Genomic DNA, 26,179 nt, shown 5'->3' with positions numbered 1-26,179 from the left:
AATGATGTTGCACATTTGATCTATCTGCTCTCGCCGAATCAGCGCTTCATCGATTCAAAAAACTCAGCGTTGGTCTTGAAATCCTTCAGCTTGCCGATCAGGAATTCGGAAGCGGCCGTTTCATCCATCGGTTGCAGGATTTTGCGCAGTATCCAGGTTTTCTGCAATGAATCAGGGTCGACCAGATATTCTTCCCGGCGCGTGCCGGAACGGTTGATATTGATGGCCGGATAAATGCGTTTTTCCGCAATCTTGCGATCCAGGTGCAGTTCCATGTTGCCGGTGCCTTTGAACTCCTCATAGATCACCTCGTCCATTCGGGATCCGGTATCGACCAGCGCCGTAGCGATAATCGTCAAGCTGCCGCCTTCCTCGATATTGCGCGCCGCGCCGAAAAAGCGTTTTGGCTTTTCCAATGCGTTCGCATCGACACCGCCGGTCAATATCTTGCCTGAAGACGGAACCACCGTGTTATAGGCTCTGGCCAAGCGCGTAATCGAGTCTAACAAGATGACTACATCGTATTTATGCTCAACCAGACGACGCGCCTTCTCGATCACCATCTCCGCGACCTGTACGTGACGGGTTGCCGGTTCATCGAAGGTGCTCGAAATGACTTCACCGCGCACGCAGCGCTCCATTTCCGTAACCTCTTCAGGGCGTTCGTCGATCAACAATACGATTAAATAACACTCGGGATTCTTTTCTGCGATGGATTGCGCCAAGCTTTGCAGGATCATGGTCTTACCGGCTTTTGGCGGCGATACGATCAAACCGCGTTGGCCTTTGCCGATAGGTGCTATGAGATCAATGATGCGCCCGGTTAAATCTTCACTGGTGCCGTTGCCTTTTTCCAGAACAAAACGCTGATTGGCAAATAGAGGAGTCAGGTTGGAGAAGTGAATTTTGTTTTTGGTGTTTTCGGGGGATTCAAAATTGATCTGTTCGACTTTGAGCATCGCAAAATAACGCTCGTTATCTTTAGGTGGCCTGATCTTGCCGCTGATGGTATCGCCGGTCTTTAAAGCAAATCGTCTGATTTGACTGGGCGAGACATAAATATCGTCGGGGCCCGCTAAATAAGAACATCCCGGAGTGCGTAGAAAACCAAAACCATCCTGCAGAATTTCCAGAACACCATCGCCGTAGATATCTTCGCCGCCTTTTGCCTGTTTTTTCAGAATAGCAAAGATCAAGTCCTGTTTACGGGTTCTGGCAACGTTTTCGATGCCCAATGACTCGGCTATTTCAATAACTTCACTGATTTGTTTTAGTTTTAACTCGGTTAGATTCATAAAAGATGACTCAAGGGTATACGGTATGGACCGTAACTAAGCAAGATAGGATTAGATGTTAGGGATGTAGTTTATCGGGCGATATTTGAGAGCGCCTGACGCGGCACCCGATAAGTATAACTAAAATACCCGGACCCGTTCAAGGTTTTTTGTGACGGGTCCGGGTCAAGGTTCATTTATATATTGCTATCAATGAAGGCAGCAAGTTGTGATTTTGTCAATGCACCGACTTTAGTAGCTTCCACTTCGCCGTTCTTAAACAGCATCAATGTCGGAATGCCACGTACGCCATAGTCTGCCGGCGTTTTCTGGTTCTCGTCGATGTTCAGTTTAACAACTTTTAATTTACCTTGGTAATCTTTGGCAATTTCATCCAGAACCGGTGCAATCATTTTGCAGGGTCCGCACCATTCAGCCCAATAATCAACTAGCACGGGACCGTCCGCTTTAATAACAGTTTCGTTAAAATCACCATCATTTACATGAAGGACTAAGTCGCTCACACTATTTCTCCAAAATTTAAAAGCTAAGACTATAGGAGGGATGGCGTTAATTTGTCAATCAATTTCAGCTGACAGGCTTTTTACGTTATGCTATAGGTCTATGAATAAGACACATTTAACAAATACCCGCTTCAGCAACCTGGAATTGTCCGACTCTATCCTGCAAGGTCTGAAAGAGGCCGGCTTTGATCACTGCACGCCGATACAGGATAAAGCTCTGCCTCTACTCTTGCGAGATAAAGATGTGGCAGGTCAGGCGCAAACCGGAACCGGCAAAACCGCCACATTTCTGCTAGCTACTTTTCAGCGCCTGATCAATGATCCCAGTGAAAAGATAAAAAATCCCAGAGCCATCATTCTGGCGCCGACACGCGAACTGGCCATTCAGATTCATAAAGATGCGCGGCTGCTGAGCAAGCACCTCAACCTGAAAATCGGGCTCATCTATGGCGGCACCGATTATCAGAAACAGCTCGACAGCCTGAAGTCGAATGTCGATATCATTATCGGCACGCCCGGCCGCATCATCGATTTTTACAGACAGAATGCCTTTACGCTGGACAATGTGCAGGTTTCCGTCATGGACGAGGCCGACCGCATGTTCGATCTGGGCTTTATCAAGGACATACGCTATCTGCTGCGGCGCATGCCGCCGCCCGAGAAGCGTCTGAACATGCTGTTCTCGGCGACTTTATCGTATAAAGTGACCGAACTGGCTTACGAACACATGAACAATCCGGTCCTGATACGCATAGAGACCGAAGAAGTCACGTCCAAGGCCATACAGCAAAGCGCATTTTGTCCGTCCAATGAGCAAAAAATCCCGCTGTTGCTGGGGATTTTGAACAAATACCAGCCGCAGCGCAGCATTATTTTCGTCAATACCAAACGTTGCGCCGAGCAACTGGATGATTACCTCAATGCCAACGGCTACAAGACCGCGGCCCTGAGCGGCGATGTGCCGCAGGAAAAACGCCAGCGCCTGCTCAATGACTTTCAGGAAAACCGGATCACGCTGCTGATTGCGACCGATGTCGCCGCCCGCGGCCTGCATATTCCCGACGTCTCGCATGTTTTCAATTACGACCTGCCGCAGGATGTCGAGGATTATGTGCACCGGATCGGCCGGACCGCGCGCTTTGGCGCCAGCGGCGAAGCGGTCAGCTTTATCTGCGAGGAATACGCCTATTCCATGCCCGATATCGAAGCTTATATCGGCCAGAAAGTGCCGATCAAGCCGATTACTGCCGATCTGCTAGCCGCCGAAGTCGTTAAACCCGAGCGGAAAAGCAAGCCGCCGGCACAGGAAAAGCGCCCCGCCCCAAAACGGCCGCGTCCGCGCCGTCCTAAAGCCCGGCCATCAGCTCCCGAAAATCCTCTATAGCGGGAAAATCGGTTATCTCCTTTTTGGGCCGCTGCGTATCGGGCCTGCTGACCGAAATCAGGTGTTCTATCCCGAACTGCCTGGCGGCGTTCAAAACCGCCAGGCTGTCATCGATCAGCAGCGTGTTGTGTTTTTCAAACGGCTGCTGCCGCTGCAGCCGGTGCCAGAATTCGGCATGTTCCTTAGGAAAACCCAGCGTATGGGAACTGATAATGTCATCGAAAAACCGGTGCAGGCAGGTTTTCTCCATTTTAAGGCCCAGGCTGTCCTTGTGCGCGTTCGTGACCAGCAACACCTTGTGCCGAGACTGATGGACTTTTTCCAGAAATTCGACGACATGCGGCAGTACCGCGATCAGTCCCGCTATTTCGGCTTTCAATCCGGCGATATTGAGTTCCAGTGCCTCGCTCCAGTAATCGAGGCAGTACCACTCCAGTTTGCCTTCCATGCTTTTGAAGCGCGGCGCCAGCAGTTGCTTGGCTTCCGCAATCGCTATACCCTGCTTCTCGGCAAATTTCAGCGGCACGAATTCCTGCCAGAAATGATTATCGAAATTCAAATCCAGCAGCGTACCGTCCATGTCCAGCAATACCGTGTCAATTTTGTTCCAATCGATCATGAGAGTGCGTTATATTTACAAAAAATATTTCAGTTAAATTGCAAAATGGCTAAAAAACCCACCATCCTCAATAAGACTACAATCGCGAAAAGCCGTTTATTCCGCATTGAATCCCTTGATCTTCAATTCAGCAACGGCGTTCAGCGCAATTACGAACGCCTGGCCCGGGGCAAATCCGGCGGCGCCGTGCTTATCGTGCCCATGCTTGATGCCGACACTGTCTTATTAATCCGGGAATACCTGGCCGGGGTCGACCGCTATGAACTGGGCTTGCCGAAAGGCAAAACCGATGCCGGCGAATCGTTTCTTGAGGCCGCCAACCGGGAACTTAAAGAGGAAGTCGGCTTCGGCGCCAGAAGCCTGCACCATTTAAGCTCTTTTTCCGTCGCCCCGTCTTACCTGGAACATATGACCGAAATCATCATCGCCCAGGACCTGTACGCCGAAAAACTGCCCGGCGACGAACCCGAAGAACTGGAAGTCATTCCCTGGAAATTGAGCGATATCAATGCCCTGTTAGCCACGGGCGAATGCACGGAGGCCCGCTCGATTGCCGCCTTGTTCATGGCGCTGGAATATTTCAAAGCCCAATAATCACAGGCGATACAGCGGTTCCAGGCCGGAATCCGCCGCTTGCGAAATTCTCTCCCGGGCTTTATTCTCGCTGAACGCCTGAAACAGTCTTTTCCCCTGCCACTGGCCCGCATCTTTGCCATACAGCGTCTGATTCAACAGCAGGATTTCATCCCTTAACCGCGCATCGCAACAGGATGCGACGGCACCGAGATTCGTGGCGTCGAATTTTTGCCGCCCCCAATCCAACAGAGCATCCTTGGCAGCCACGGCATCGTTATCGCTGCAGGCCTGCTTTAATTTTTTAATGCTGTCATTCAAGTTCACTTCAGTAGCGGTCGCTTGCGGCACGGGCTTTTCTGCAGGCCGCCGGGCAAGAAAATAAACCAGCGTCGCCAGCCAACCCACAGCCAGAAATCCTGAAACCCCCAGCCATATATTGCTTTGCTGGGCCTGGCCGACCGGCGCCGGCACAATCGATTCAGGCTTTGGTGCCGCTTCAACCGGCGCCTTGGCCGGGACCGGAGCGGCTGCCGCTGCAACCGCATGAATCGTCGTTTCCGGAATTCTGGCGACTTCCATCTGCTGAGTCTTGGTATTGAACCAGGGCACTTCGATGGCCGGCAGTGTATAACTGCCCTCTTTTGACGGAATCAGGGCTATTTTTTCTTCCCGGAAGGCAAGCACGCCGTCGCTTTTTTTCTGTTCCTTAAGCACCGGCTGATCTGGATAGCTTTTTAACTGATCCTGCGTTTTGGTGCTGCTCAGCTCGGGCAATTGGCTGACCATGGCGCCTTTTGCCAGGAGCTTCAAGGTGCGCGTCAGCGGCTCTCCGACTTTCATGCGCTCGAAATCGCCCGACCACTCCTGGTTCAGCTGCAGCTGTTCGGCCGGCAGCCAGTGCTGTGCTGTAAAAGACGATGCAGCCGGTTTGACATCCAGCGTTACCGATTGGGAGGCCACGCGCTGGGTTTTGGTCATTCGCGAGTTAAAGAAACCGCCGAAGCTGGGGCGGGTCGCTGTCACGACCTGCGCCGTCAACTCCAAAGGTTTGATGGTCATGCGGCCGCTTTTCTGCGGAAAAATCGCATATTTGCGTTCGGTCACCCAATAATCCTCGCCATTGACCTGCGTGCTGTAATTGCTGTCGTCGCCGAGTTTTTCAATAACGGCATCGGCCAGTTCCGGCTCATTGAGGCTGGCCTGCGAAATTTCGACCCTGCGATACAAACGCATGGTATAAAGGACCTGGGATTGCACATAAGGGGATTCAGGAGACGCCTCAACTTCCAGAAACAAATCGCTGTTGGCAGGCACATCTTTAGTGGATGCGCCTTCGGTTACCTGCACGGTTGTTGGCTGACTCACATCATCGCCGAACTGCACGGCCGGCACGGTCAGGTTGCCGGCGTGTTTGGCCATGACCTGCAACACCCACTGTACGTTTTTGCTGGATTTGCCGTTAACCCATGACGAGTGAGTGCTCTGGCTCTGGCCCAATATCTCGAAATCCTGTTCGAGCGGCGTGAAATCGGGGTCATCGTCCGGCGAATCGGTGGCCGTAAACGTGATCTGAAAGGACTCGTTGAGATTGACCGAACTGCGGTCTACCGAGGCATTGATTTCCGCCGCCGACAACCACGGCGCATTCAGTAGCAATAACAGATAAATCAGAGCTGTTCGGTAAGGACTAGCTGTTAATAATTTCAGTAATCTCATGTTCATCACGAATTTGAATGGTGTAACGGTACAAGAATTGCCTCAGTCACGCTGTTTACCAGACAGCGCCTGAACCCGACCGGGGTCTGCTGCCTGGTTGCCGCTCCCGCTCGCTGTATTGGTACAAAAATTTGCGCTTCAAAAGGCCTGCCGGATCATCAGGAATTCGATTGAGCCATTGTTCATTGGCCTGAGCCCTTTCATCCTTGGCTTCAGCCGGCAATTGCTCTGACTGTTGAGCGGCTTGCTGCTGCGCATCGTCCTTCTGCTGCTGGCCGGGCTGCTGGCTTTTTTCGGCGTCCTGCTGTTTTTGCTCGGGCTTGTTCTGTTGTTGCTGATCTTTCGACTGCTGCTGTTTGTCCGACGGCTGCTGATCGGATTCATTGCCCTGTTTCTGCTGGTCGCCGGCTTGATCCGATTGGTCGCTGTCCTTTTTCTGCTGCGAGTCATCCTTGGACTGCTGCTGTTTATCGTCTTGTTGCTGTTGTTGATCCTGCTTCTGTTCTTTCAGGGCTTTCTCGACGATTTCCTTGTTATATTGAGCGTCTTTATCGTTGGGATTTATGTTCAATGCCTGTTCGTAAGCTTTTACAGCCTCAGCCAACTGGCCTGTCTTCGCTAGGGCATTGCCTTGATTGTAAAAACTGTCGGCCGTGCCGGTATTGCTCAGGCTTGCCAGCGCTTCATTATATTTTCCGGATTTGTAGTGCACAGCCGCCTTCCAGTCCGGGCTTTCAAACAGTTGCGCTGCCTTTTCATAATCGCCTTGTTGAAACGCCTGCTGCGCCTGCTGGTCTTTTGTGCGCCATAGATCCTGCCAATCCAGGGCATAACTGTTTTTCGGCAGCGGCACTAGCAGCAACAAGGCCCAGCACAGCAGGCCTTTTCTGAACGTCAGCGCCGCCAGCGGCAGAACCAGCAATAATAGCCAGGGGCCCCTATCCTGCCATTGATCCAGCGAACCCTCCTTTTTCTCGGCGCCCTGTTGCCGCACGGGCTTGTCCAGCGCCGCCAGCAAGGTATCAACGTCGCTGTCATCGGCAGTTATCGATTGGAAGATGCCGTGTCCTGCCTGCGCCAGTTTTGCCAATTCATCGGCATTCAGTTTAGTAACCACGATATCGCCCTGCTCGTCTTTTAAAAAGCCGCCGTCCGGCAGCGCGATCGGCGCTCCCTCGGCCGTACCGACACCCAATATCGACAGCTGATAACTGCTCAGCGATTTCACCGCCGGCAGGGTTTCATCGACAGCGACGCCGTCGGTCACGAGCAATAACTGGCCTTTCTGCAAACCCGCCTGTTTGAACAGTTCCAGCGCTTTTTCCAGAACCATGGCCGTATTGCTTCCTTGGCTGGGCATGATGTTGGTGTTTAACGCCTCGAGCTGGCTGGCTATGGTGTCGGTATCATCGGTCAGCGGCGTGACTGTAAACGCATCGCCGGCATAAACCAGCAGCGCGGTCTGGCCGTCTTTTCTCTGCTTTAGGATATCGGCAATCTTATAGCGCGCGCGCGTCAGGCGGCTCGGCTTGATATCGGCCGCGTCCATGGACAGGGAAAGATCCAAGGCGATGACCAATGCGGAATCATTGCGAAAAACCGGCGCCGGCTGACGCTCCCAGGTCGGGCCTGCCAGCGCGATGATCGCCAGCAAAGCGCCGACGGCGCCTGCCGCCAAAGGCCAGCGGCTTTGCCCGACCGCCTTTTCCTGCAGCAGATAGGGCAATAAAGCGGTATCGCACACTGCTGACCAGTTGCCTTGCCTGAGTTTGCTCCTGAGCATCAAAACCAGCAGTACGCTAAAAGGTATCAAAGCCAGCAGCCAGTAAGGCCTAATGAAGTGAAATTCGGCTAGATTCATGACAACCTCACGCGGGACAGTGCAATCGCGGCCGCCAGCAGCAGCGCGCCGGCCAGCGGCCAATAATACAGTTCGCTCCTGGGCCTGAAGTATTGTTTGTCTTTTTCCACCGGCTCCAGCTGATCCAATAATTGATAGATCTTGTTGAGCTCGTCGGTGTTTCTGGCCCGGAAATAAACGCCGCCGGTTTTCTCGGCGATGGCCGTCAGGGTTTTTTCATCGAGATCCTGGGACGGGTTGACTTTCTGAGCGCCAAAGAAGCTGCGCACGAGCATTTCATCGGCGCCGATACCGATCGTGTAGATTTTTAACTGGTTTTCGGCAGCCAGCTCGGCCGCTTTCAACGGCGATACTTCGCCGGCGGTGTTCGCGCCGTCCGTCATCAGGATCAGTACCCGGCTGTTGACCTCCTGGTTCTTGAGGCGCTTGACGGCCAGCCCGATCGCATCGCCGATCGCGGTGTTATCGCCGGCCAGCCCGATCGCCGACTCATCCAGCAAGGTCATGACCGTTTTCCTGTCGAAAGTCAAAGGCGTCTGCAGATAAGCCTGCGTACCGAACAGGATCAAGCCAATACGGTCGCCGACGCGCCGGTTGATGAAATCGCCGGCCACCCATTTGGTCGCCGTCAGCCGGTCCACGGCTTGCCTGTTGATAACGAAATCCTGCACTTCCATACTGCCCGATAAATCCACGGCCAGCATCAGATCCCGGCCGCTGACGGCCTGCTCGATCGGCTCACCCAGCCATTGCGGCCGTGTGCAGGCCGCGATCAGTAAAATCCAGGCGACAACTGCCGCGAGGAACGGCCAACGCCCGGTCTGAGAAATCATGCGCGTTTCGCCTTCGGAAAAATCGTCCAGAAAAGGAACTTTCAGTGCGGCCTGCTCGACCGGTTTATGGGCCGGCAACAGCCAGCGTATCAGTAAAGGCAATGGTAAAAGACTGAGCAGCCAGGGCCATTCGAAATGAATCATTTTTTTGCTTGAGCTTTAAGCCAGTCTTCGCAAAGACTGATTAATTGTGGAATGTCCGCATCGGCCAGCTGTAGCTTGCGATAAGGCGCATCACTCAGATGCCGGCCTACTCCTTCGCTGAAAGGCGAACCTTTGACCGAGCTGTCCAGATAAGCCAGCCAGGCCTGCCCCGTTAAACCGGCCGCTTGTTCTCTGGGCGCTACGCTGATCGCCACGCGCCGGACCAGCACGGAAAGCGCGACCAGTTTTCCATGATTATCAAGCGTCTTGTCCTGCTTGATTTGCGCCAGTATTTTTTTCGCGGTTTTGACGGCAGTCTTGCAGGTCAGGCGCTTGTATAGCCAGATCAGCAGAACAATCAGCAAAGGCGCCAGTATGGCAATGAGCCACCAGCCCATAGCCGGCGGCCACCAGCCAATGGCTTCCGGCATGTGTATATCTCTTAGCGGAAGTTGCGTGGGTTCCATTTATCGATGTCCCAACAAATATCTTAAACGTTGCACGGGATCATCACCGGTACTGCATTGCATGAAAGCCAAGCCTCTGCTTTGGGCCAACTGGTTCAGGCGCTGCTGACGCAAAGCGAAGCGCTGCTGATACTGCACTGCCGCACCGGAATCGGCGTCTACGATCACATCGCGGCTGTCATCGGTGAACCGGTAGCGTCCCTTTGCAGGCAGTGCGCTTTCCAAAGGATCGAAGACCATGACCAGGACTACGTCGCAATGCTGTGATAGCTTCAATAGATGCGTTTCAGATTTGTCATTCATGCCGCGAAAGTCGCTGATGATATAGACGCGGCTGCCTGGGCGGGCATGCTGCGTCAAGCGGGCCAGTACGTGCTCCAGCGTTATGGCATCAGCCGACTGGTCTGCCGGCTGCACCAAGGCGTTCAGAAACCGCAATACCGCATGCTTGCCGTTTTGCGGCTTCAATTCGCGGCAGGCCGTATCGGAAAATGTCTGGCCGCCGATCCGGTCGCCGTGATGCTGCGCCGTCCAGGCCAGCAAGCCGGCCAGCTTGGCCGCCATTACCGATTTGAAGACGCCGCGTGTCGCGAAATGCATGGCGGCCCGGTTATCGACGGAAATGAATATCGGCCGCTCACGCTCCTCGCGAAACAGCTTGGTATGGGGCTTGCCGGTACGGGCCGTTACGCGCCAGTCGATGCTGCGGATATCGTCGCCGGGCTGGTAAAGCCTCGCTTCGTCAAATTCCATGCCTCGGCCTTTAAAGCGCGAGACATAGCCGCCGCTCTGCTCCGAGCGTATCGAGGCATGTTGCAGGCTCAAGCCGGCCGCAGGCTTGGCAAGATCGATCAGGGTTTTGAGCGATACGGAAACCAGCTCGTCGGATGACTGTCGGGCATCGCCTGCCCGTTTACTGAACAACATCAAGGTACGGCAACTCTGGCAATAAGCTCTTTGATGAAATGATCGGTTGTGATGCCTTCAGCCTCGGCTTCGTAAGACAGTATCAGGCGGTGGCGCAGGACATCGAACGCCATATCCTGAATGTCTTCGGGGCTGACAAAATCGCGTTGCGCCAGCCAGGCCTTGGCCCTGGCGCAACGGTCCAGCGCGATGCTGGCTCGGGGGCTCGCGCCGTATTGCAGCCAGCCGGCCAGATCTCTGCCATAGGCGCCGGGATTGCGCGTCGCCAGCACGATTTGCAGCAGATAGTCTTCAAGGCTGCCGGCCATGTAGATATCCAGCACTTCATTGCGGGCATCGAACAAGGTCTTTTGATCAATAGGCTCAAATTTGGCGCTGTCTTTTGCCGCCCCCTGCCGGGCTTCGTTTCGGGCCAGTTGCAGGATGCTTTTTTCATGTTCCGGTTTCGGATAATCGATTTTCACATGCAGTAAAAAACGGTCCAGTTGCGCTTCGGGCAACGGATAAGTGCCTTCCTGCTCGATAGGGTTCTGCGTCGCCATGACCATAAACAGCTGCGGCAACGGATAGGTTGCCTGACCAACCGTTATCTGGCGCTCGGCCATGGCTTCCAGCAGAGCGGCCTGCACTTTGGCCGGCGAGCGGTTGATTTCATCGGCCAGAATCAGGTTATGGAATAAAGGCCCTTTTTGAAATTCGAAGCTGCCTAGTTGAGGGCGGTAAATCTCAGTACCGGTCAAGTCGGCCGGCAACAGGTCCGGCGTGAACTGCACGCGATGAAAGTCGCCTTGAATGCCCTTGCTCAATATATTGATCGCTCTCGTTTTAGCCAGGCCCGGCGCACCCTCAACCAGAATATGACCATCGGCCAGCAAGCCGATCAGCATTCTTTCAACAAGCACATCCTGACCGATAATTTCTTGATTAATATAGGTTTTCAGCCTTATTAACGACGATTGCGTGGTATTTCTATTGCTGTTTTGTTCTGACATAGTCCAATTGTATGTTTTAGATCCATAGCTTGGAGGGCATTAAGCCTCACCCAAAAATCAATAACCGAAACCGAAGGTTATCTTCTTATAAACAATCTGCTTGTGAAAAAGTTCCTTATTTTATACGGATATTTTGCCTGACAACATAGAGTAACTTCTGGGTATAACTATGAGTTACCTGTGGATTACTGTGCAAACAATTTCAGTAAGCAAGTTATCCACAATCTGCGCACAACTTGTGGATAACGTTAGGCGCAAAATATTACTTGTTATAAGAAATTGATATTAAATAAAAATTAAGACTTATCAACAGGATTTTTCCACTTAACAGTAACAATAGGTTTTAAATTTTTTATTTTGTTATGATTATCGGCGGAAAACGCAAAGGAGCATGATCATGGAAATCTATAAAACCAAACCAAACCCATCTGATTCGCTGCCTACCGGCATTCCTTATATCGTCGGCAATGAAGCGGCTGAACGCTTCAGTTATTATGGAATGCGGGCCATCCTGGTGATTTTTATGACACAGTATCTGGTAGACGCTTCGGGCCGGCCTGATGTCATGTCTGAAAATGAAGCCCAGGGTTATTTTCATTTGTTTACCTCGGCTGTGTATTTAATGCCGTTGTTCGGCGCTTTATTGGCCGACGGCCTGCTGGGCAAATACCGTACGATCATTTATCTATCTCTGATTTATTGTCTGGGCCATTTTTCTTTGGCGATTGACGATACGCGTCTCGGTTTATTGATCGGGCAGGGGTTGATTGCGATCGGCTCAGGCGGCATAAAACCTTGTGTTTCCGCAAATGTCGGCGACCAGTTTGGCGTAAATAACCGGCATTTGGTCGGCAAGGTCTTCAGTTGGTTTTATTTCTCCATCAATTTGGGCGCTTTCACTTCGATGTTGATTATTCCGTGGCTGCTGCATCATTACGGCTCTTCGGTGGCCTTTGCCGTTCCCGGTCTTTTAATGCTGCTGGCTACGCTTACGTTCTGGGCGGGCCGCTACCGCTATGTGCATGTGCCGCCGGCCGGCATGGCATTTGTCAGAGACATGTTCAGCGCTGCCGGTCTGACGGCTTTGAAAAAACTGGCGTCCGTTTATGCTTTTATTGCCATATTCTGGGCCTTATTCGATCAAACCGGCTCATCGTGGATACTGCAGGCGCAAAAAATGGATCGAATGATTTTCGGAGTTAAATTGTTGCCATCACAAATCCAGGCCGCCAATCCTTTATTGATCATGTTGTTGACACCGCTGTTTTCGTATGGCGTCTACCCGTTTTTAAGCCGGTTCGTTGAATTGACGGCATTAAGAAAAATGGCGATCGGCTTGTTCCTGACTGCGTTGGCTTTCGCCCTTGCCGGCTTCATACAAATCGACATCGATAACGGCTTGTCTCCGTCTATCACCTGGCAGTTGCTGGCTTATTTATTGCTGACATCGGCCGAAGTCATGGTTTCCGTGACCTGCCTGGAATTTTCTTATACACAGGCGCCCCAAACCATGAAGTCATTTGTCATGGCGCTTTATTTTCTGTCGGTAGCTGCCGGCAATCTGCTGACCAGCGCCGTCAATTTTCTGATCCAGAATGCCGACGGCTCCAGCAAACTAGCCGGCGCGGATTATTTCTGGTTTTTTACCGGCTTAATGTTGGTTAACGCTGTGCTGTTTGTGTTTTCGAGCCGTTACTACACTGAGCAATCCTATTGGCAGGATGAGCAAAGTTCCTGATATCACCTATAATCTTTTCAATCTTACTTTTATACATAATATACTGGGGAGTGCGATGCGATTTGCAGTGATTTTTATGGGAATTCTTTTTTCCGCCCATGCGTCCGCCGGCGTTTACAAATGCACGGGAACTGATGGCAAAACAGCTTATCAATCAACGCCATGTGTAGCAGGGCAACGGAATATCGAACTGAATGTTAAAACCGGCGGCTCCACCGATCTGGATGAGCAACAAAAACAACAGCTGGAACAGCAGAAAAAAATTGATCAAGACAAGCTTGAACAAGAGAGACTAAAACAAAGGCAGGCACAGTTAAAGCAGGCGGCTGCCGATGAAAGCGCCAAAAATCAGTTTCTCATCAAGAATAATCCAGGGAAGTTTTCAGCTTATGCAATTCCACCGTATCAGTTTGACCAATTACCTGTTGTGGTTAAGAATCACCAGAACCGTTTGCCGGATATAGAGCGCTTCAGAAGGCAGGCGGCAGAACGGGCTCTGGCGACCGGGGCGTGCAGCCGCGTCGAAGCGTCTGAACTCAATGCAAGAAGCGCCCAGGATGCATTGGTCTTCTTGATCAACTGCAGCAGCGGCAAAAGCTTTTATTATAACGAGCAGGAATTAACCCAATAATCGTTCTATGAATCCATCGAAAACCATATTGATCACGGGCTGCTCCAGCGGCATCGGTTATGTCACGGCCGTCGAATTAAGAAAGCGCGGCCACAACGTCATCGCTTCGGCAAGAAAGCCCGAAGATGTCGCCAGATTAAGCCAGGAAGGATTTACCGCCGTGCAGCTGGATCTGGCTGACAGTGACAGTATCCGTCAGGCGGTCCGGCAAATTGTGGCATTGACGGACGGAAGGATCGACGCCCTATTCAATAATGGCGCTTTCGGCCAACCCGGCGCTGTTGAGGATCTAAGCCGCGATGTGCTGCGTTTCCAGTTTGAAACCAATTTCTTCGGCACCCATGAGCTGACTAATCTGCTGATTCCAATCATGCGACAGCAAGGCCATGGCCGCATTATTTATAACAGCTCGGTGTTGGGATTCGTCGCGATGACCTACCGCGGCGCTTACAATGCCAGCAAATTCGCGCTGGAAGGCCTAGCCGACACATTGCGGCTCGAGCTTCACGGCAGCAATATTCATGTTTCACTGATAGAGCCCGGCCCGATTGTAAGCAATTTCAGAAAAAACGCGCTCGAGCTGTATAAGAAAAATATCGATTCAGCGCATAGTGTCCATAAAGAAATCTATAAAAACATGGAAGAGCGCCTGCAGAAAGAGGGCCCTGCCGCGCCATTTACTTTGCCCGCCGAAGCTGTCGCCGAAAAAGTCATTCATGCGCTGGAAGCCAAGCGGCCTAAACTGCGCTATTACGTGACTTTCCCGACTTATTTATTCGGTTTTCTCAAACGTATACTGCCTATGTCCTGGATGGACGGACTGCTGCGAAAGGCGTGAACATGAACGGCTTGAAAGAAGTCGATGTGATCTGCCCTTATTGCGGCGAAACCATTGATATGCTTGTGGATGCGTCTTCCGGCGCACAGGAATATTATGAAGATTGTCCGGTTTGTTGCGCGCCTATTTTATTTTTAATGTCTGTCGACGAAAACGGAGAAATCTGCCTCGGTATTAAAAGGGATGATGAGTAGCAAATTTATACCATCAGGACTTATGCAAGCTTATGGGGGTGACTTCGCCTAGAGCGCCTACTGTTGGTAGTCTCCTCTTGGGTCTGAAATGGGCGCGTTAGAGCTGGTAAAAATCATATACAAGCCTCAAAACAGTTGTTGAAAGAAGCTTTGTCGGTTTTCAAGAAATGATAGCTAAACCCCGCTAATATCCTATCAGATCAGGTTTAATTATCCCTATGATTGAGCAACTCCCTAAATTTCCCTACATAATCTAATCTTTTTCAATCGCCTTAACGATTGAAAATCTTCAAAATGTGTTAGAATTACCGCCGGTAGATAACTCTTAACCATGAAAATCGATAGTTATACTGCCAATATAACTTGAAATAACTACAACTTGTGGAATTAGTGCAATATGAAAATCTTAAGAAAAGTCTTACTGTCTTTATTGATCGCTGCATCAATGGGAGCTGTTTCAACTTCAGCAATGGCTGAAGCAGAAAAAGGCAGAATCGCGTACGCGCCTGCTGAAGCGATTAATATGACTGTGGATAAAATTAAAGCAGCACAAGATGCTATCAAAAACGGAGAAAAAGGCGCTGCTGTTGCTGACTTGATTAAAGCAGCATTAGATATAAGCAAAGAAATCAATGCTAATGATAAAGTAGACAGAGCACGTTCAAAAGCGAACAACATACTGAAAAATGCTCGCAACCATGCTAAAAGCAACTCTTTACAAGAAGCAGAGCAAGAATTGCAAAGTGCTGAAAAAGCTTTCAACGATCTGAAAGGATTGATTTAATAACACCAAGCTATACCAGAAAAGCTCTTGGCGTTCTGGTATAGCTGCTCCTTTTCCCCGAAGCTCTTCCTTTTAATTTCTCAATAATTTCTGGTTATTTTCCGATACAGAAACTGGAAAATATCTTTCCTAATAAATCATCCGACGTAAATTTGCCGGTAATTTCCGCCAGACTGTTCTGGGCCTGTCTTAAATCTTCCGCGACCAGTTCGCCGGCCTGGCTGTCCTGGAGTTGGTGCAAAGCACTCAGAACAAATTCATGGCCTTTTCTCAAAGCTTCGATATGGCGTCTTCGGGCAATAAATACATTGTCGGTTTGTTCATGGTAGCCCATGCATTGCTTCAGGTGTTGCCTGAGCAATTCCATGCCGGCGCCGGTTTTAACGGATAGGTGAATTTCACAGCTTGCCGCTGTCTGCCATATTTCAGGCTCCCGGCCGATTAAATCTATTTTGTTGTAAATTTTGGTGATGCTGACATTGTCCGGCAAATAAGACAGCAATTGCTGTTCATCCTCGCTTTCGCGACTGTCCAGCAATAACAAGATTCTGTCGGCCTGCTTGATTTCCTCCTGGGCCCGGCGGATGCCTTCCTTTTCTACAACGTTTTCGCTTTCTCTCAGACCGGCCGTATCGATTACATGCAAGGGCATGCCATCGAGTTGTATGCGCTCTCTCAAGACATCGCGCGTAGTGCCGGCAATATCGGTGACAATGGCCGCATCGTGCCCGGCCAGGGCATTGAGCAGGCTGGATTTGCCGGCATTGGGTTTGCCAGCCAGCACGACTGTCATGCCGTCGCGTAACAGGCGGCCTTGCTGCGCGGTGGCCTGAATCTGTTCGATGCGCTCCAATAAATGAACGATGCGGTTTTCCACGACGCCATCGCTTAGAAAATCGATTTCTTCATCGACAAAGTCGATAGCGGCCTCGACATAGGTTCGCAGTTCTGTCAGCTCGTCAACCAACGCATTGATCTGTTCCGAAAAAACACCCTGCATGGATTTCTGCGCGGAGCGCACGGATTGTTCGGTGCTGCTCTCAATCAAATCGGCGACAGCTTCAGCCTGCGCCAGATCGAGTTTGTTATTCAGGAAGGCGCGCTCGGTAAATTCGCCGGGGTTGGCTAATCGAACGCCCAGCGATAAGACGCGCCGCAAGAGCATATCCAGCACCACAGAGCCGCCGTGCCCCTGAAGTTCAAGCACGTCTTCACCGGTATAGGAGTGGGGAGCAGGAAAATAGAGTGCGATGCCGGAATCGATCGCCGAACCGTCTTCACCGAGAAAAGAAGAAAAGAGCGCAAACCTGGGCTGCAGCGGTTTGGTGAGAAGTTGTTTGGCTATGGCCGGAACGTCAGAGCCTGAGATGCGGATAATACCGACACCGCCATTCCCTGGCGGTGTTGCAATCGCTGCAATGGTATCAAAATTTTCGATGTCCACTAATACACGTTACTTTGCTTCATTGATCTGCTTAGTAATATACCATTGTTGAAGGATAGACAAGGTATTATTGACTACCCAGTACAGAACCAGACCTGCCGGGAAGAACAGGAAGAAAATGGTGAACACGATAGGGAACATTTTCATGATCTTGGCCTGAATAGGGTCGATCGGCGGCGGATTCAAACCTTGCTGGATTTTCATGGTAATGCCCATAAGCACAGGCAGCACATAGAAAGGGTCCATGGCCGATAAATCCTGTATCCACAACATGAAAGGCGCCTGACGGATTTCAACCGTTTCAACCAGTACCCAGTACAAGGAAATGAAAACCGGGATCTGGATCAGAATCGGCAGACAGCCGCCTAAAGGGTTGACCTTCTCGCGTTTGTACATATCCATCATTTCTTTATTGAAACGTGGCCTGTCATCGGCGAAACGCTCCTGCATTTCTTTAAGACGCGGCTGGATTTTGCGCATTTTCGCCATTGACCGGTAGCTGGCCTGCGACAGTGGGAAGAATAGCAGCTTAATACACAAGGTCACGCCGATAATCGCCCATCCCCAGTTGCCGGCCACGTTGTATATTTGATTCAGCAACCAATAAATAGGTTTGCCGATAATGGTCAACCAGCCATAATCAACAGTCAGTTCCAGGCCGCTGGCGATGTTTTCCATCATCGGCTGAATTTTAGGACCGGCAAATAATTGCGTAGCAAACTGGGCATTGGCATTGCTGGCCACCGTGACAGGGGCTGAATAGGCGCCAATGACATAGTGCTGATCTTTTAAGTCTTTAGTATAGAAATGGTTTTCCTGGTCGACAGGAGGAATCCAAGCGGCAGCGAAATAGTGTTGAATCATGGCCGTCCAGCCGCCTTTAGCCTTGACGTTCAGATTTTCCTCGGCCATATCATCAAAATCCACTTTCTGATATTTTTCTTCCTCGGTATAAAGTACGCCGCCTGAATAGGTTCTGATAAAGGTGTTACTCTTTTCATCCTGATAAGGCTTGCGCATCAACTGGCTATACTGTCTGCCAGTCCAGGGTTGTGCAGAGTTATTCTGTACTTTCTGTTCCAGACCGATCTGGTAACTGCCGCGTTTAAACGTGAATAATTTGCTCACAACCAGACCATTGTTGTCGGTCCAGGTCAATGGTACTGTCAGTGTGTCCTGCCCAGGCTCCAGCACGTAGCTGTCTTTCTCACTATTGAAAATGGTATGGTGCGTAGCCGCGGTTGCTGAACCGCTATCGGCGATCAAACCGCTTTGCGCCACAAATAATTTGTCCGGATTGCTGTCAAATAAGCGTGTCGGCGCAAGGTTTTTTTCGGAAGCCGACAAGCCAAGCATGTCGCGCAGGCGGATGACCACTGTATTTTCTTTTTCTACCGGATAAGCCAGCAGATCCAGATTGCGCAATGTGCCGCCTTGAGTGTCAATTTCCAAGGCCAGCAAGTCGGTTTTTACTTTGATGATTTTGCCTGAAGGCAGAGTTGCGGCCGGTACGGCCGAGACTTCCTGCTGCGTAGTTTCTGCCGGGGCAGGGGTGCCGGCTGCGGAAGGCAGATCTTCCTTAGTGTTTGTCGTATCTGTTACTGCGACGGGGGGTTTTGGACCATAATCCACTTGCCAGGCTTGCCAAAGCATAAAGATGAGCATTGCAAAAACAACGATCAATATAAATCTAATATTATCCATTTTTATTATTACCAATTTTTTCTGGAACGGGATCAATGCCACCTTCATGAAAAGGGTGGCATTTTGATAATCTTCTGAGCGTGAGATAGGTGCCGGTTATGGCGCCATGGAGCTGAAGCGCTTCCAGGGCATAGGCGGAACAGCTGGGATAGAAGCGACAATTATTGCCAAGCAAGGGGCTAATAAAGTACTTGTAAAACTTTATGAGTGTTATGAGTATGAATCGCATCGGGTTACCAACTTAAGCCAATGCCTTTCCAAGGACTTTCTTAACAAGTCCGGCGGAGCATCTGCAGCTTCTCTGCGAGCCAAAACAACAATATCTATATTCCCTAGGTTTTGTTGCTTTAACCGATAGCTTTCCCGGACAATACGTTTAATCAAATTCCGTTGTACTGCCTTTTTTATATTTTTTTTGGCAATTGCCAAGCCTAGCCTCGGATGATCGAGATCATTCCTGATGGCCAACAGCGTGAAATATTGGTCGCTTGATTTAACAGGCTTAGCAAAAACCTTTTTAAATTCAGCCGGTTTCTTTAACCGTAACTGTGGGGGAAAACTGAAAACTTTCTCAGTCACGCACCGGTCAATTACACCGTTAATCTGGCGCGACCTTTTGCTCTGCGTGCGTTCAAAACCTTACGGCCATTGCGTGTAGCCATTCTTGCGCGGAAACCGTGCGTTCTGGCGCGTTTGATTTTACTGGGTTGGTATGTTCTTTTCATTGGCTTAAGACCTGATCAGATAAATGTTAACAAAAACGGATAAAAAAGACGGTGGATGATAAAATAAAGGTTCTAGCCTGTCAATTCTGTAGTGCATTGTTTTATTGCTGTATAGTGGCGACCAAGCAAAAATTCCTTACATTTAAAAATCAATACTTTATATACTTCAATGAGCTCAATTTGGAATAACTGCCTTTCTAAACTTGAAAATGAAATCTCCAGCTCCGATTTCAGTACATGGATACGACCGCTTCAGGCCATAGAAAGCGACGGACACATCAAACTGCTGGCGCCTAACCGGTTCGTGCTGGATTGGGTCAAGCAGCATCATTTTGCCAAAATTGAAGAAACCATCCATGAGTTTTCCAACGGGGCCTTAAACCTGATTCTTGAAATCGGTTCCAAAAAATCGGCCGCACCTGCCGCCGCCACGATTGCCAAACCGGCCGAGACTAAAAAAGCCAGCCCCAACTTTCTTAATAAAGCGTTTACGTTTGATAATTTTGTCGAAGGCAAATCCAATCAGTTGGCCAAGGCCGCATCGATCCAGGTCTCCGAAAACATCGGCAAGGCTTATAACCCGTTGCTGATTTACGGCAGTTCGGGGTTGGGCAAGACCCATATGATGCATGCGATCGGCAATGCCGTTTTGCAAAAAAATCCGTCGGCCACGATTGTTTATCTGCATTCGGAAAAATTCGTGCAGGACATGGTCAAGGCGCTGCAGCAGAATTCCATCAATACCTTTAAAGAATATTACCGCGGCGTTGACGTGCTGCTGATCGACGATATTCAATTCTTCGCCGGCAAGGAACGCTCGCAGGAAGAGTTTTTCCACACCTTCAATACCTTGCTGGAAAAGAAACATCAGGTCGTGCTGACCTGCGATAAATATCCGAAAGAGATTATCGGACTCGAAGACCGCTTGAAATCGCGGTTCGGCTGGGGACTGCCTGTTTCGATCGAACCGCCGGACATGGAAACGCGCGCCGCTATCCTCATGAAGAAAGCCCATCTGGCGAATGTGGATCTGCCCCAGGAAGTCGCATTTTTTATCGCGAAAAGAATTCCGTCCAATGTACGTGACCTGGAAGGCGCGTTAAGGCGTGTGATCGCCAATGCTCAATTCACGGGCCGCGAGATTACGACCGAATTCACCAAAGAGGCGCTGCATGACCTGATCTCTCTGCAGGACAAGCTGGTCAACATAGACAATATCCAAAAGACCGTCGCCGAATACTTCAAAATCCGCGTAGCCGATCTGTCGTCCAAAAACAGGCGGCAATCCATTACCCGGCCGCGGCAAATGGCCATGTGCCTGGCTCGGGAATTGACCTCGCACAGTTTTCCCGAGATCGGCGAGGCGTTCGGCGGCCGCGACCATACAACCGTCATGAATGCCTGCAAGCGCATCAGCGAACTCAAGGAAGCCGACAGCAAGGTTGCTGAAGACTATTCGAACCTGTTGAGAACTTTATCGCATTAAGCGTGAAAAAGTTGTGGATAAAAAAAGCCGTTATTAACAGGCCCGATTTAGCTACAGCCAGAACACATGCAGTTACAACTTTAACCACATTGTTTTTAACAATCTAGCTCATTGATTTTTAAGGTAAAATACGAGTTTTCAACAGTGTTATACCGGCTAGTAACAACAAGAAAATTCTTTATATGAACTTTATTATAAATAGAGAAGCACTTTTAACGCCCCTGCAGCAGATAGTCAGCGTCATCGAGAAAAGGCAAACCATGCCGATTCTTTCGAACGTCTTGCTGGTCATTGAAGATAATCGGCTGATCTTGACCGGTACCGATCTTGAAATTCAGATTGTGGCCAAAATCGAGATCGGCACGGCAACATCCGGCGCCATCACGGTTCCGGCCAGAAAGTTCCTGGATATCTGCCGGTTATTGCCGAGCGGTGCTGAGATCAAGTTTGAGCAGGAAGACGATAAAGTCAAAATTCTGTCTAACCGCAGCCGCTTTTCCTTGAGCTGTCTGCCGGCCGACAACTATCCAGAATTTGCTGAATCAGAGTTTGAGCACCAGTTTTTTATTAATGCCGGCAAATTTAAAAGAGCGCTGGAGAAAACGACCTTCTGCATGGCTAATCAGGATGTCCGTTATTACCTGAACGGCCTGCTGCTGCATATTTCTAACAGCAAATTGAAGCTGGTCGCTTCCGACGGCCATCGTTTGTCCATTTATGAAGATCAACTGGATCAGGCAACCGGCTATGAAGCGCGGATTATTCTGCCCAGAAAAGGCGTTCTGGAACTAGTCCGGTTGCTCGATGATCCTGATGCCGAGTTGAGAGTCGAATTTTCCGGCAACAATATCCGCATCTTTATCAAGAATCTGGTATTTTCAGCCAAATTGGTCGATTCAAAGTACCCCGATTTCAGCAAGGTTTTCCAGCAGTCGTTTTTTAACCAGATCCATATCCAGAAGCAGTCATTAAAAGAAGCCTTGACCCGCGTTGCGATTCTGTCGAATGAAAAATTCAAAGGCGTCACGCTTGACATTGTGCCGGACAGTTTAAGAATCAGCACACACAATCCCGAGCATGATGAAGCCGAGGAAGAGCTTTTTATTGAATACACGGGCGAACCTTTGTCGATCGCTTTCAATGCCCAATATTTACTGGACGCCGTTTCAAATCTGGACTCCGAATTGGCGGTACTGACCATCGCCAGCAATGCCAGCACCTGCTTCATCGATGAGCCCAACGATACGTCGTACAAATTCATCGTCATGCCGATGAGACTGTAATATTACGAATGAGCTTGCTGAAACTGGATATTTACCATGTCAGAAATATCCGACGGGAATCTATCAGGCCTTCTCCAGCAATCAACTTTATTGTTGGAGAAAACGCCAGCGGCAAAAGCTCACTGATAGAAGCTATCTTCATTCTGGGCCGGGCCAGGTCTTTTCGTTCCGTATCGATCAAACCCGTCATCAGTTTGAATCAGCAGGATTTAATCGTTTCCGCCCAAGCCTTACAGCCGGATGGCAGTCATCGACACCTGGGCATTCGGCTGGACGGAAAAGATTTTGAAATTCGGGTCAATCATCAATCTTTGCCAAAGAAATCAGATTTAGCCTACGCGCTGCCTCTGCAATTGATCCACCCGAAGAGTTATGAACTGCTCGATGCCGGCCCGCAAGTCAGACGCGAATTTATCGACTGGGGCGTTTTCAATGATCAGAATAATTTTTTACCAGCCTGGCGCAAATTCAAAAAAGCGTTGTCTCAACGTAATCACTTGCTAAAAACGAAGCATCTCGAACAAATCAATGTTTGGGATAAAGAAGTGGTTTATTACGGTACAATAGTCAATGACTGCCGCCAGCAGTACCTACAGAAGTTCAAGCCTGTCTTTATTGAAATTCTCAACCGATTTCTCGACATTGGTCATATAGACATCACGCTTTTATCGGGCTGGGATTGCGCCAAGCCGTTTCAGCAGGTTTTAACCGAGGATAGGGATAAAGATCTGCGTTATGGCTTCACCCACAGCGGGCCCCATCGCGCCGATTTTCAGCTGATGGTTAATGACAGGCTGGCGAGAGATTTTGTTTCACGTGGGCAGTTGAAATTATTGGTACTGAGCTTAAAGCTTGCACAGGTTCAGTTGCTGGCCAATGAGCGCGGCAATATCGGCTGCATTTTAATCGATGATTTTGCGGCCGAGCTGGATGGGGCTAACCGGGCTAAACTGCTGGCTTATCTGGCTGAATTGCAATGCCAGGTTTTTATCACAGCCACCGAACAGGCTGACCTTGGCGAATTGAGCCGGTTGAAAGAATATAAAATGTTCCACGTGGAACATGGATATATAAAACCCTTGTAATGTTTCACGTGGAACATTACGGCAACACTAGAAAGCGGACAACTACATGAGTAACCCTAACAATCAATACGACAGTTCCAACATTCAAGTTTTAAAAGGGCTGGATGCAGTCAGAAAACGGCCGGGCATGTATATTGGCGATACCGATGACGGCTCCGGCCTGCATCATATGGTTTTCGAGGTCGTCGACAACTCCATCGACGAAGCGTTAGCCGGTTACTGCAAGGAAGTCCGTGTAATTATTCATAATAACGGTTCGGTTTCGGTAGCTGATGACGGCCGCGGCATTCCGGTCGATATCCACGAGGAAGAGGGCAGGTCGGCGGCAGAAGTGATCATGACCGTGCTGCATGCCGGCGGCAAGTTCGATGACAATGCCTATAAAGTGTCGGGCGGTCTGCACGGCGTCGGCGTCTCGGTCGTGAACGCCTTGTCGGAAGAGCTGAATCTGGAAATCCGCAAGAACGGCCTGCTGCATAAACAAAAATACATCATGGGCGAGCCGGTGGCGCCTCTGGAAGCCGTAGGGCCTGCCGAAGGCACGGGCACTTTGATCAATTTCAAACCCAGCGGCCAGACGTTCAGCGACGTGGAGTTTCACTACGATATTCTGGCGAAAAGACTCCGGGAGCTATCATTCCTGAATTCAGGCGTGCGCATCAGCCTGGAAGACGAACGTACCGATAAAAGCGATGTTTTCGAGTTTGAAGGCGGCATCAGCGCCTTTGTCGAGCATCTGAACAAGAACAAAACGCCGCTGTTTCCCGAAGTGTTTCATTTCGTCGCGGAAAAAGACGGCGTCACCGTCGAAGTGGCGATGCAGTGGAATGATTCCTATCAGGAAAACGTGTTCTGCTATACCAACAATATCCCGCAACGCGATGGCGGCACGCATTTGGCCGGCTTCAGAAGCGCCCTGACTCGCACGATCAATCAATACATCGAATCCAGCGGTCTGGCGAAAAAAGAGAAAGTTGCCACGACCGGCGACGACGCGCGGGAAGGCTTGACGGCCGTGCTGTCCGTCAAGGTGCCGGACCCGAAGTTTTCATCGCAAACCAAGGACAAGCTGGTTTCGTCGGAAGTCAAACCGCTGGTTGAATCGACCATGAACGAGAAATTGCAGGAATTCCTGCTGGAGCGGCCGCAAATCGCCAAAGCCATCGCCGGCAAAATCGTCGATGCGGCCCGGGCCAGGGAAGCCGCCCGCAAGGCGCGCGAAATGACGCGGCGCAAAACCACGCTGGACATCGCCGGCTTGCCGGGCAAACTGGCCGACTGCCAGGAAAAAGACCCAGCCTTATCCGAACTGTTCATTGTGGAAGGGGACTCGGCCGGCGGCTCGGCCAAGCAGGGCAGGGACCGCAGGACTCAGGCCATTCTGCCGCTGAAAGGCAAGATCTTGAATGTCGAGAAAGCGCGTTTCGACAAAATGATTTCGTCCGAGGAAGTCGGCACGCTGATCACGGCGCTAGGCTGCGGCATTGGCAAGGACGAATACAATCTGGACAAGCTGCGCTACCACCGCATCATCATCATGACCGATGCCGACGTCGACGGTTCGCACATTCGCACCCTGCTGCTGACGTTCTTCTATCGGCAACTGCCTGAAATCGTCGAGAAAGGCTATATCTATATCGCCCAGCCGCCGCTGTACAAAGTCAAAAAAGGCAAGCAGGAGCATTATGTCAAGGACGATGCGCAATTGAACGAATACCTGATTCAACTGGCGCTCGACAAGGCGCAACTGTTTACCGATGCCTCGGCGCCGCCGATTCAAGGACAGGGCCTGGAAAAACTGGCTCGCGAGTTTACCGGCGTGGTCAGCACGATCAATCGCCTGTTCAGGCGCTACGACGACAGTTTCCTGGAACAACTGTCCGTTATGGGCGTGCTGGATGATGAGATCAAACAAGACCAGCAAAAGCTGGCGACCTGGTTTGCGGACATGGAACGCCGGCTGAATCAAAATGCCGGCGAAGCGCTGTTCTCGATCGAGCTCGACTACAAGAACGGCAATGATTTCTCAGTCATCGTCAACAAGCGCCAGCACGGCATCACGAAAACCTTTATCGTGCAGGCGGCGTTTTTTGTCGGCAAAGACTACAAGCAGATCGCGCAATATGCGCAGGACACGGCCGGCATGTTCGGCGAGAATTCCTTTATTCAGATGGGCGAACGGCAGCAGCATGTCGGCAGCTTCAAGGAAGCGTTCGAATGGATGATGCGGGAAGTCAAAAAAGGCCAGCATATTCAACGCTACAAAGGCTTGGGCGAAATGAACCCGGAACAGCTCTGGGAAACCACGCTCGATGCCAATAACCGCAGGCTGCTGCAGGTCAGGATCGAGGATGTGATTGCCGCCGATGAGATTTTCACGACGTTGATGGGCGATGTGGTCGAGCCGCGCAGAGATTTCATTGTGAAGAATGCTTTGGATGTGACTAATCTGGATGTTTAGTTATATTATTTTTCTAAAATAACTGCTCAGTAGTTATAGGCATAGAACATGGATGGGATAGATAAGACGGATGTAGACGGATTTTTATCCGTGTTCTATTGTTTGAACTTAACATATGTTGAGTAATTACTAAGTAAATTGAATTAGAATTAAATCTAGCATTTAAGACCGCTAACTATAGGTGATGAAATGAATACACAAGAGCTAATCGACGAAGCGGTTTCACTTCCGGTAGAAGAACGCGTATTAGTCGTGGATTCACTACTTTGTAGTCTTAACCAACCGGAATCGAAAATCGATAAAAAATGGGTGGTTACGGCAACGCAACGGTTAACGGAATTGCGGTCCGGCTCGGTAGATGCCGTACCCGGAGAAAAGGTATTCGAGAAAATATGGCAGCGATTTGAGCAATGAACTTCATGTTTCATCCTGATGCGGAGGATGAATTCAACAGGGCAATCGATTATTACGAAAATATAGAATTTGGTT

The 26,179-nt window shown here is 50.3% G+C and carries 26 protein-coding genes; 12 read left to right on the top strand and 14 right to left on the bottom strand.

All coding sequences use genetic code 11. From position 1 onward, the window contains the following. Window positions 1–38: 38 nt before the first annotated feature. Window positions 39–1,295 carry a transcription termination factor Rho gene (rho, locus tag IT781_RS04615; RefSeq protein WP_194968966.1) on the bottom strand — a complete coding sequence of 419 codons (1,257 nt, stop codon included), beginning with the start codon at window positions 1,293–1,295 and terminating at the stop codon, window positions 39–41. A 176-nt stretch (window positions 1,296–1,471) separates the two neighbouring features. Further along, entirely contained in the window at window positions 1,472–1,798 is a 327-nt protein-coding gene (gene trxA / locus IT781_RS04610) for a thioredoxin TrxA (protein ID WP_194968965.1), read from the bottom strand. 100 nt (window positions 1,799–1,898) lie between these two features. On the opposite strand from trxA, the gene rhlB reads away from it, so the two are divergent. Beyond that, complete coding sequence (gene rhlB / locus IT781_RS04605; RefSeq protein ID WP_194968964.1) at window positions 1,899–3,182, top strand: ATP-dependent RNA helicase RhlB; 1,284 nt, start codon at window positions 1,899–1,901, stop codon at window positions 3,180–3,182. On the opposite strand, the gene yrfG is transcribed toward rhlB, so the two are convergent. Next, a complete protein-coding gene (gene yrfG, locus IT781_RS04600) occupies window positions 3,145–3,801 on the bottom strand; it encodes a GMP/IMP nucleotidase (protein WP_194968963.1) in 657 nt (218 codons plus the stop codon). The two genes, rhlB and yrfG, sit on opposite strands and share 38 nt — an antisense overlap. A 45-nt stretch (window positions 3,802–3,846) precedes the next feature. Here yrfG and nudE point away from each other — a divergent pair, with 45 nt between their 5' ends. Beyond that, on the top strand, window positions 3,847–4,395 hold the full coding sequence (gene nudE, locus IT781_RS04595; RefSeq protein ID WP_194968962.1) for an ADP compounds hydrolase NudE: 549 nt from the start codon (window positions 3,847–3,849) through the stop codon (window positions 4,393–4,395). Here the strand turns inward: nudE and IT781_RS04590 are convergent, their stop codons facing one another. From IT781_RS04590 to IT781_RS04565, 6 genes are read right to left on the bottom strand one after another with little or no spacing between them, the layout of a single operon-like run. After that, window positions 4,396–6,093, bottom strand: coding sequence for a BatD family protein (locus IT781_RS04590; RefSeq protein WP_194968961.1), 1,698 nt, complete (start codon window positions 6,091–6,093; stop codon window positions 4,396–4,398). Between the two features lie 55 nt (window positions 6,094–6,148). Beyond that, window positions 6,149–7,954, bottom strand: coding sequence for a VWA domain-containing protein (locus IT781_RS04585; protein ID WP_194968960.1), 1,806 nt, complete (start codon window positions 7,952–7,954; stop codon window positions 6,149–6,151). Then, a complete protein-coding gene (locus tag IT781_RS04580; protein ID WP_194968959.1) occupies window positions 7,951–8,931 on the bottom strand; it encodes a VWA domain-containing protein in 981 nt (326 codons plus the stop codon). Before IT781_RS04580 ends, IT781_RS04585 begins: the two co-directional genes overlap by 4 nt. Continuing rightward, entirely contained in the window at window positions 8,928–9,398 is a 471-nt protein-coding gene (locus IT781_RS04575) for a DUF4381 domain-containing protein (RefSeq protein WP_194968958.1), read from the bottom strand. Before IT781_RS04575 ends, IT781_RS04580 begins: the two co-directional genes overlap by 4 nt. Continuing rightward, the gene (locus IT781_RS04570; RefSeq protein WP_194968957.1) at window positions 9,399–10,325 is read right to left on the bottom strand and encodes a DUF58 domain-containing protein; all 927 of its coding nucleotides are present in this window, start codon (window positions 10,323–10,325) and stop codon (window positions 9,399–9,401) included. Then, the gene (locus tag IT781_RS04565) at window positions 10,325–11,317 is read right to left on the bottom strand and encodes a MoxR family ATPase (protein ID WP_194968956.1); all 993 of its coding nucleotides are present in this window, start codon (window positions 11,315–11,317) and stop codon (window positions 10,325–10,327) included. Before IT781_RS04565 ends, IT781_RS04570 begins: the two co-directional genes overlap by 1 nt. Window positions 11,318–11,714: 397 nt before the next feature. On the opposite strand from IT781_RS04565, the gene IT781_RS04560 reads away from it, so the two are divergent. From IT781_RS04560 to IT781_RS04540, 5 genes are all read left to right on the top strand, one after another. Next, window positions 11,715–13,055, top strand: coding sequence for a POT family MFS transporter (locus IT781_RS04560; protein ID WP_194968955.1), 1,341 nt, complete (start codon window positions 11,715–11,717; stop codon window positions 13,053–13,055). Further along, the gene (locus IT781_RS04555; protein WP_228778926.1) at window positions 13,039–13,686 is read left to right on the top strand and encodes a DUF4124 domain-containing protein; all 648 of its coding nucleotides are present in this window, start codon (window positions 13,039–13,041) and stop codon (window positions 13,684–13,686) included. The genes IT781_RS04560 and IT781_RS04555 overlap by 17 nt, the downstream gene beginning before the upstream one ends. 7 nt (window positions 13,687–13,693) lie before the next feature. Continuing rightward, window positions 13,694–14,524: an SDR family oxidoreductase gene (locus IT781_RS04550; RefSeq protein ID WP_194968954.1), complete on the top strand. Its 831-nt coding sequence runs from the start codon at window positions 13,694–13,696 to the stop codon at window positions 14,522–14,524. A 2-nt stretch (window positions 14,525–14,526) separates the two neighbouring features. Further along, a complete protein-coding gene (locus tag IT781_RS04545) occupies window positions 14,527–14,718 on the top strand; it encodes a CPXCG motif-containing cysteine-rich protein (RefSeq protein WP_194968953.1) in 192 nt (63 codons plus the stop codon). A gap of 397 nt (window positions 14,719–15,115) precedes the next feature. Beyond that, entirely contained in the window at window positions 15,116–15,502 is a 387-nt protein-coding gene (locus IT781_RS04540; RefSeq protein ID WP_194968952.1) for a hypothetical protein, read from the top strand. A 94-nt stretch (window positions 15,503–15,596) separates the two neighbouring features. Here IT781_RS04540 and mnmE read toward each other — a convergent pair whose 3' ends face one another. The 5 genes from mnmE to rpmH are packed head-to-tail and all read right to left on the bottom strand — an operon-like array spanning window position 15,597 to window position 19,375. Continuing rightward, complete coding sequence (mnmE, locus tag IT781_RS04535; RefSeq protein WP_194968951.1) at window positions 15,597–16,946, bottom strand: tRNA uridine-5-carboxymethylaminomethyl(34) synthesis GTPase MnmE; 1,350 nt, start codon at window positions 16,944–16,946, stop codon at window positions 15,597–15,599. Window positions 16,947–16,955: 9 nt separating this feature from the next. Continuing rightward, window positions 16,956–18,650, bottom strand: a complete 1,695-nt coding sequence (yidC, locus tag IT781_RS04530) for a membrane protein insertase YidC (protein WP_194968950.1) — start codon at window positions 18,648–18,650, stop codon at window positions 16,956–16,958. Further along, entirely contained in the window at window positions 18,643–18,879 is a 237-nt protein-coding gene (yidD, locus tag IT781_RS04525) for a membrane protein insertion efficiency factor YidD (protein ID WP_194968949.1), read from the bottom strand. The genes yidC and yidD overlap by 8 nt, the downstream gene beginning before the upstream one ends. Continuing rightward, window positions 18,861–19,241 (bottom strand): ribonuclease P protein component, encoded by a 381-nt coding sequence (gene rnpA, locus IT781_RS04520; RefSeq protein WP_194969016.1) that lies wholly within the window; start codon window positions 19,239–19,241, stop codon window positions 18,861–18,863. Before rnpA ends, yidD begins: the two co-directional genes overlap by 19 nt. Next, the gene (gene rpmH / locus IT781_RS04515) at window positions 19,241–19,375 is read right to left on the bottom strand and encodes a 50S ribosomal protein L34 (RefSeq protein WP_194968948.1); all 135 of its coding nucleotides are present in this window, start codon (window positions 19,373–19,375) and stop codon (window positions 19,241–19,243) included. Before rpmH ends, rnpA begins: the two co-directional genes overlap by 1 nt. Before the next feature lie 169 nt (window positions 19,376–19,544). Between rpmH and dnaA the strand changes: the two genes are divergently transcribed. The 5 genes from dnaA (at window position 19,545) to IT781_RS04490 (ending at window position 26,104) form a co-directional block, all read left to right on the top strand. Continuing rightward, the gene (gene dnaA / locus IT781_RS04510; protein WP_194968947.1) at window positions 19,545–20,861 is read left to right on the top strand and encodes a chromosomal replication initiator protein DnaA; all 1,317 of its coding nucleotides are present in this window, start codon (window positions 19,545–19,547) and stop codon (window positions 20,859–20,861) included. A 182-nt stretch (window positions 20,862–21,043) separates the two neighbouring features. Beyond that, window positions 21,044–22,144, top strand: coding sequence for a DNA polymerase III subunit beta (gene dnaN / locus IT781_RS04505; RefSeq protein WP_194968946.1), 1,101 nt, complete (start codon window positions 21,044–21,046; stop codon window positions 22,142–22,144). An 8-nt stretch (window positions 22,145–22,152) separates the two neighbouring features. Continuing rightward, window positions 22,153–23,229 (top strand): DNA replication/repair protein RecF, encoded by a 1,077-nt coding sequence (recF, locus tag IT781_RS04500; RefSeq protein ID WP_194968945.1) that lies wholly within the window; start codon window positions 22,153–22,155, stop codon window positions 23,227–23,229. 46 nt (window positions 23,230–23,275) lie between these two features. After that, a complete protein-coding gene (gene gyrB / locus IT781_RS04495; protein ID WP_194968944.1) occupies window positions 23,276–25,690 on the top strand; it encodes a DNA topoisomerase (ATP-hydrolyzing) subunit B in 2,415 nt (804 codons plus the stop codon). Between the two features lie 189 nt (window positions 25,691–25,879). After that, window positions 25,880–26,104 carry an addiction module protein gene (locus tag IT781_RS04490; RefSeq protein WP_194968943.1) on the top strand — a complete coding sequence of 75 codons (225 nt, stop codon included), beginning with the start codon at window positions 25,880–25,882 and terminating at the stop codon, window positions 26,102–26,104. Window positions 26,105–26,179: the final 75 nt, after the last annotated feature.

The organism is Methylobacter sp. BlB1, assembly GCF_015476545.1.
In the GTDB taxonomy this organism is placed as follows: Bacteria; Pseudomonadota; Gammaproteobacteria; order Methylococcales; family Methylomonadaceae; genus Methylobacter.
Note: the sequence above shows the minus strand (reverse complement) of the source record. Positions and strands in the feature narration are given on the sequence as shown.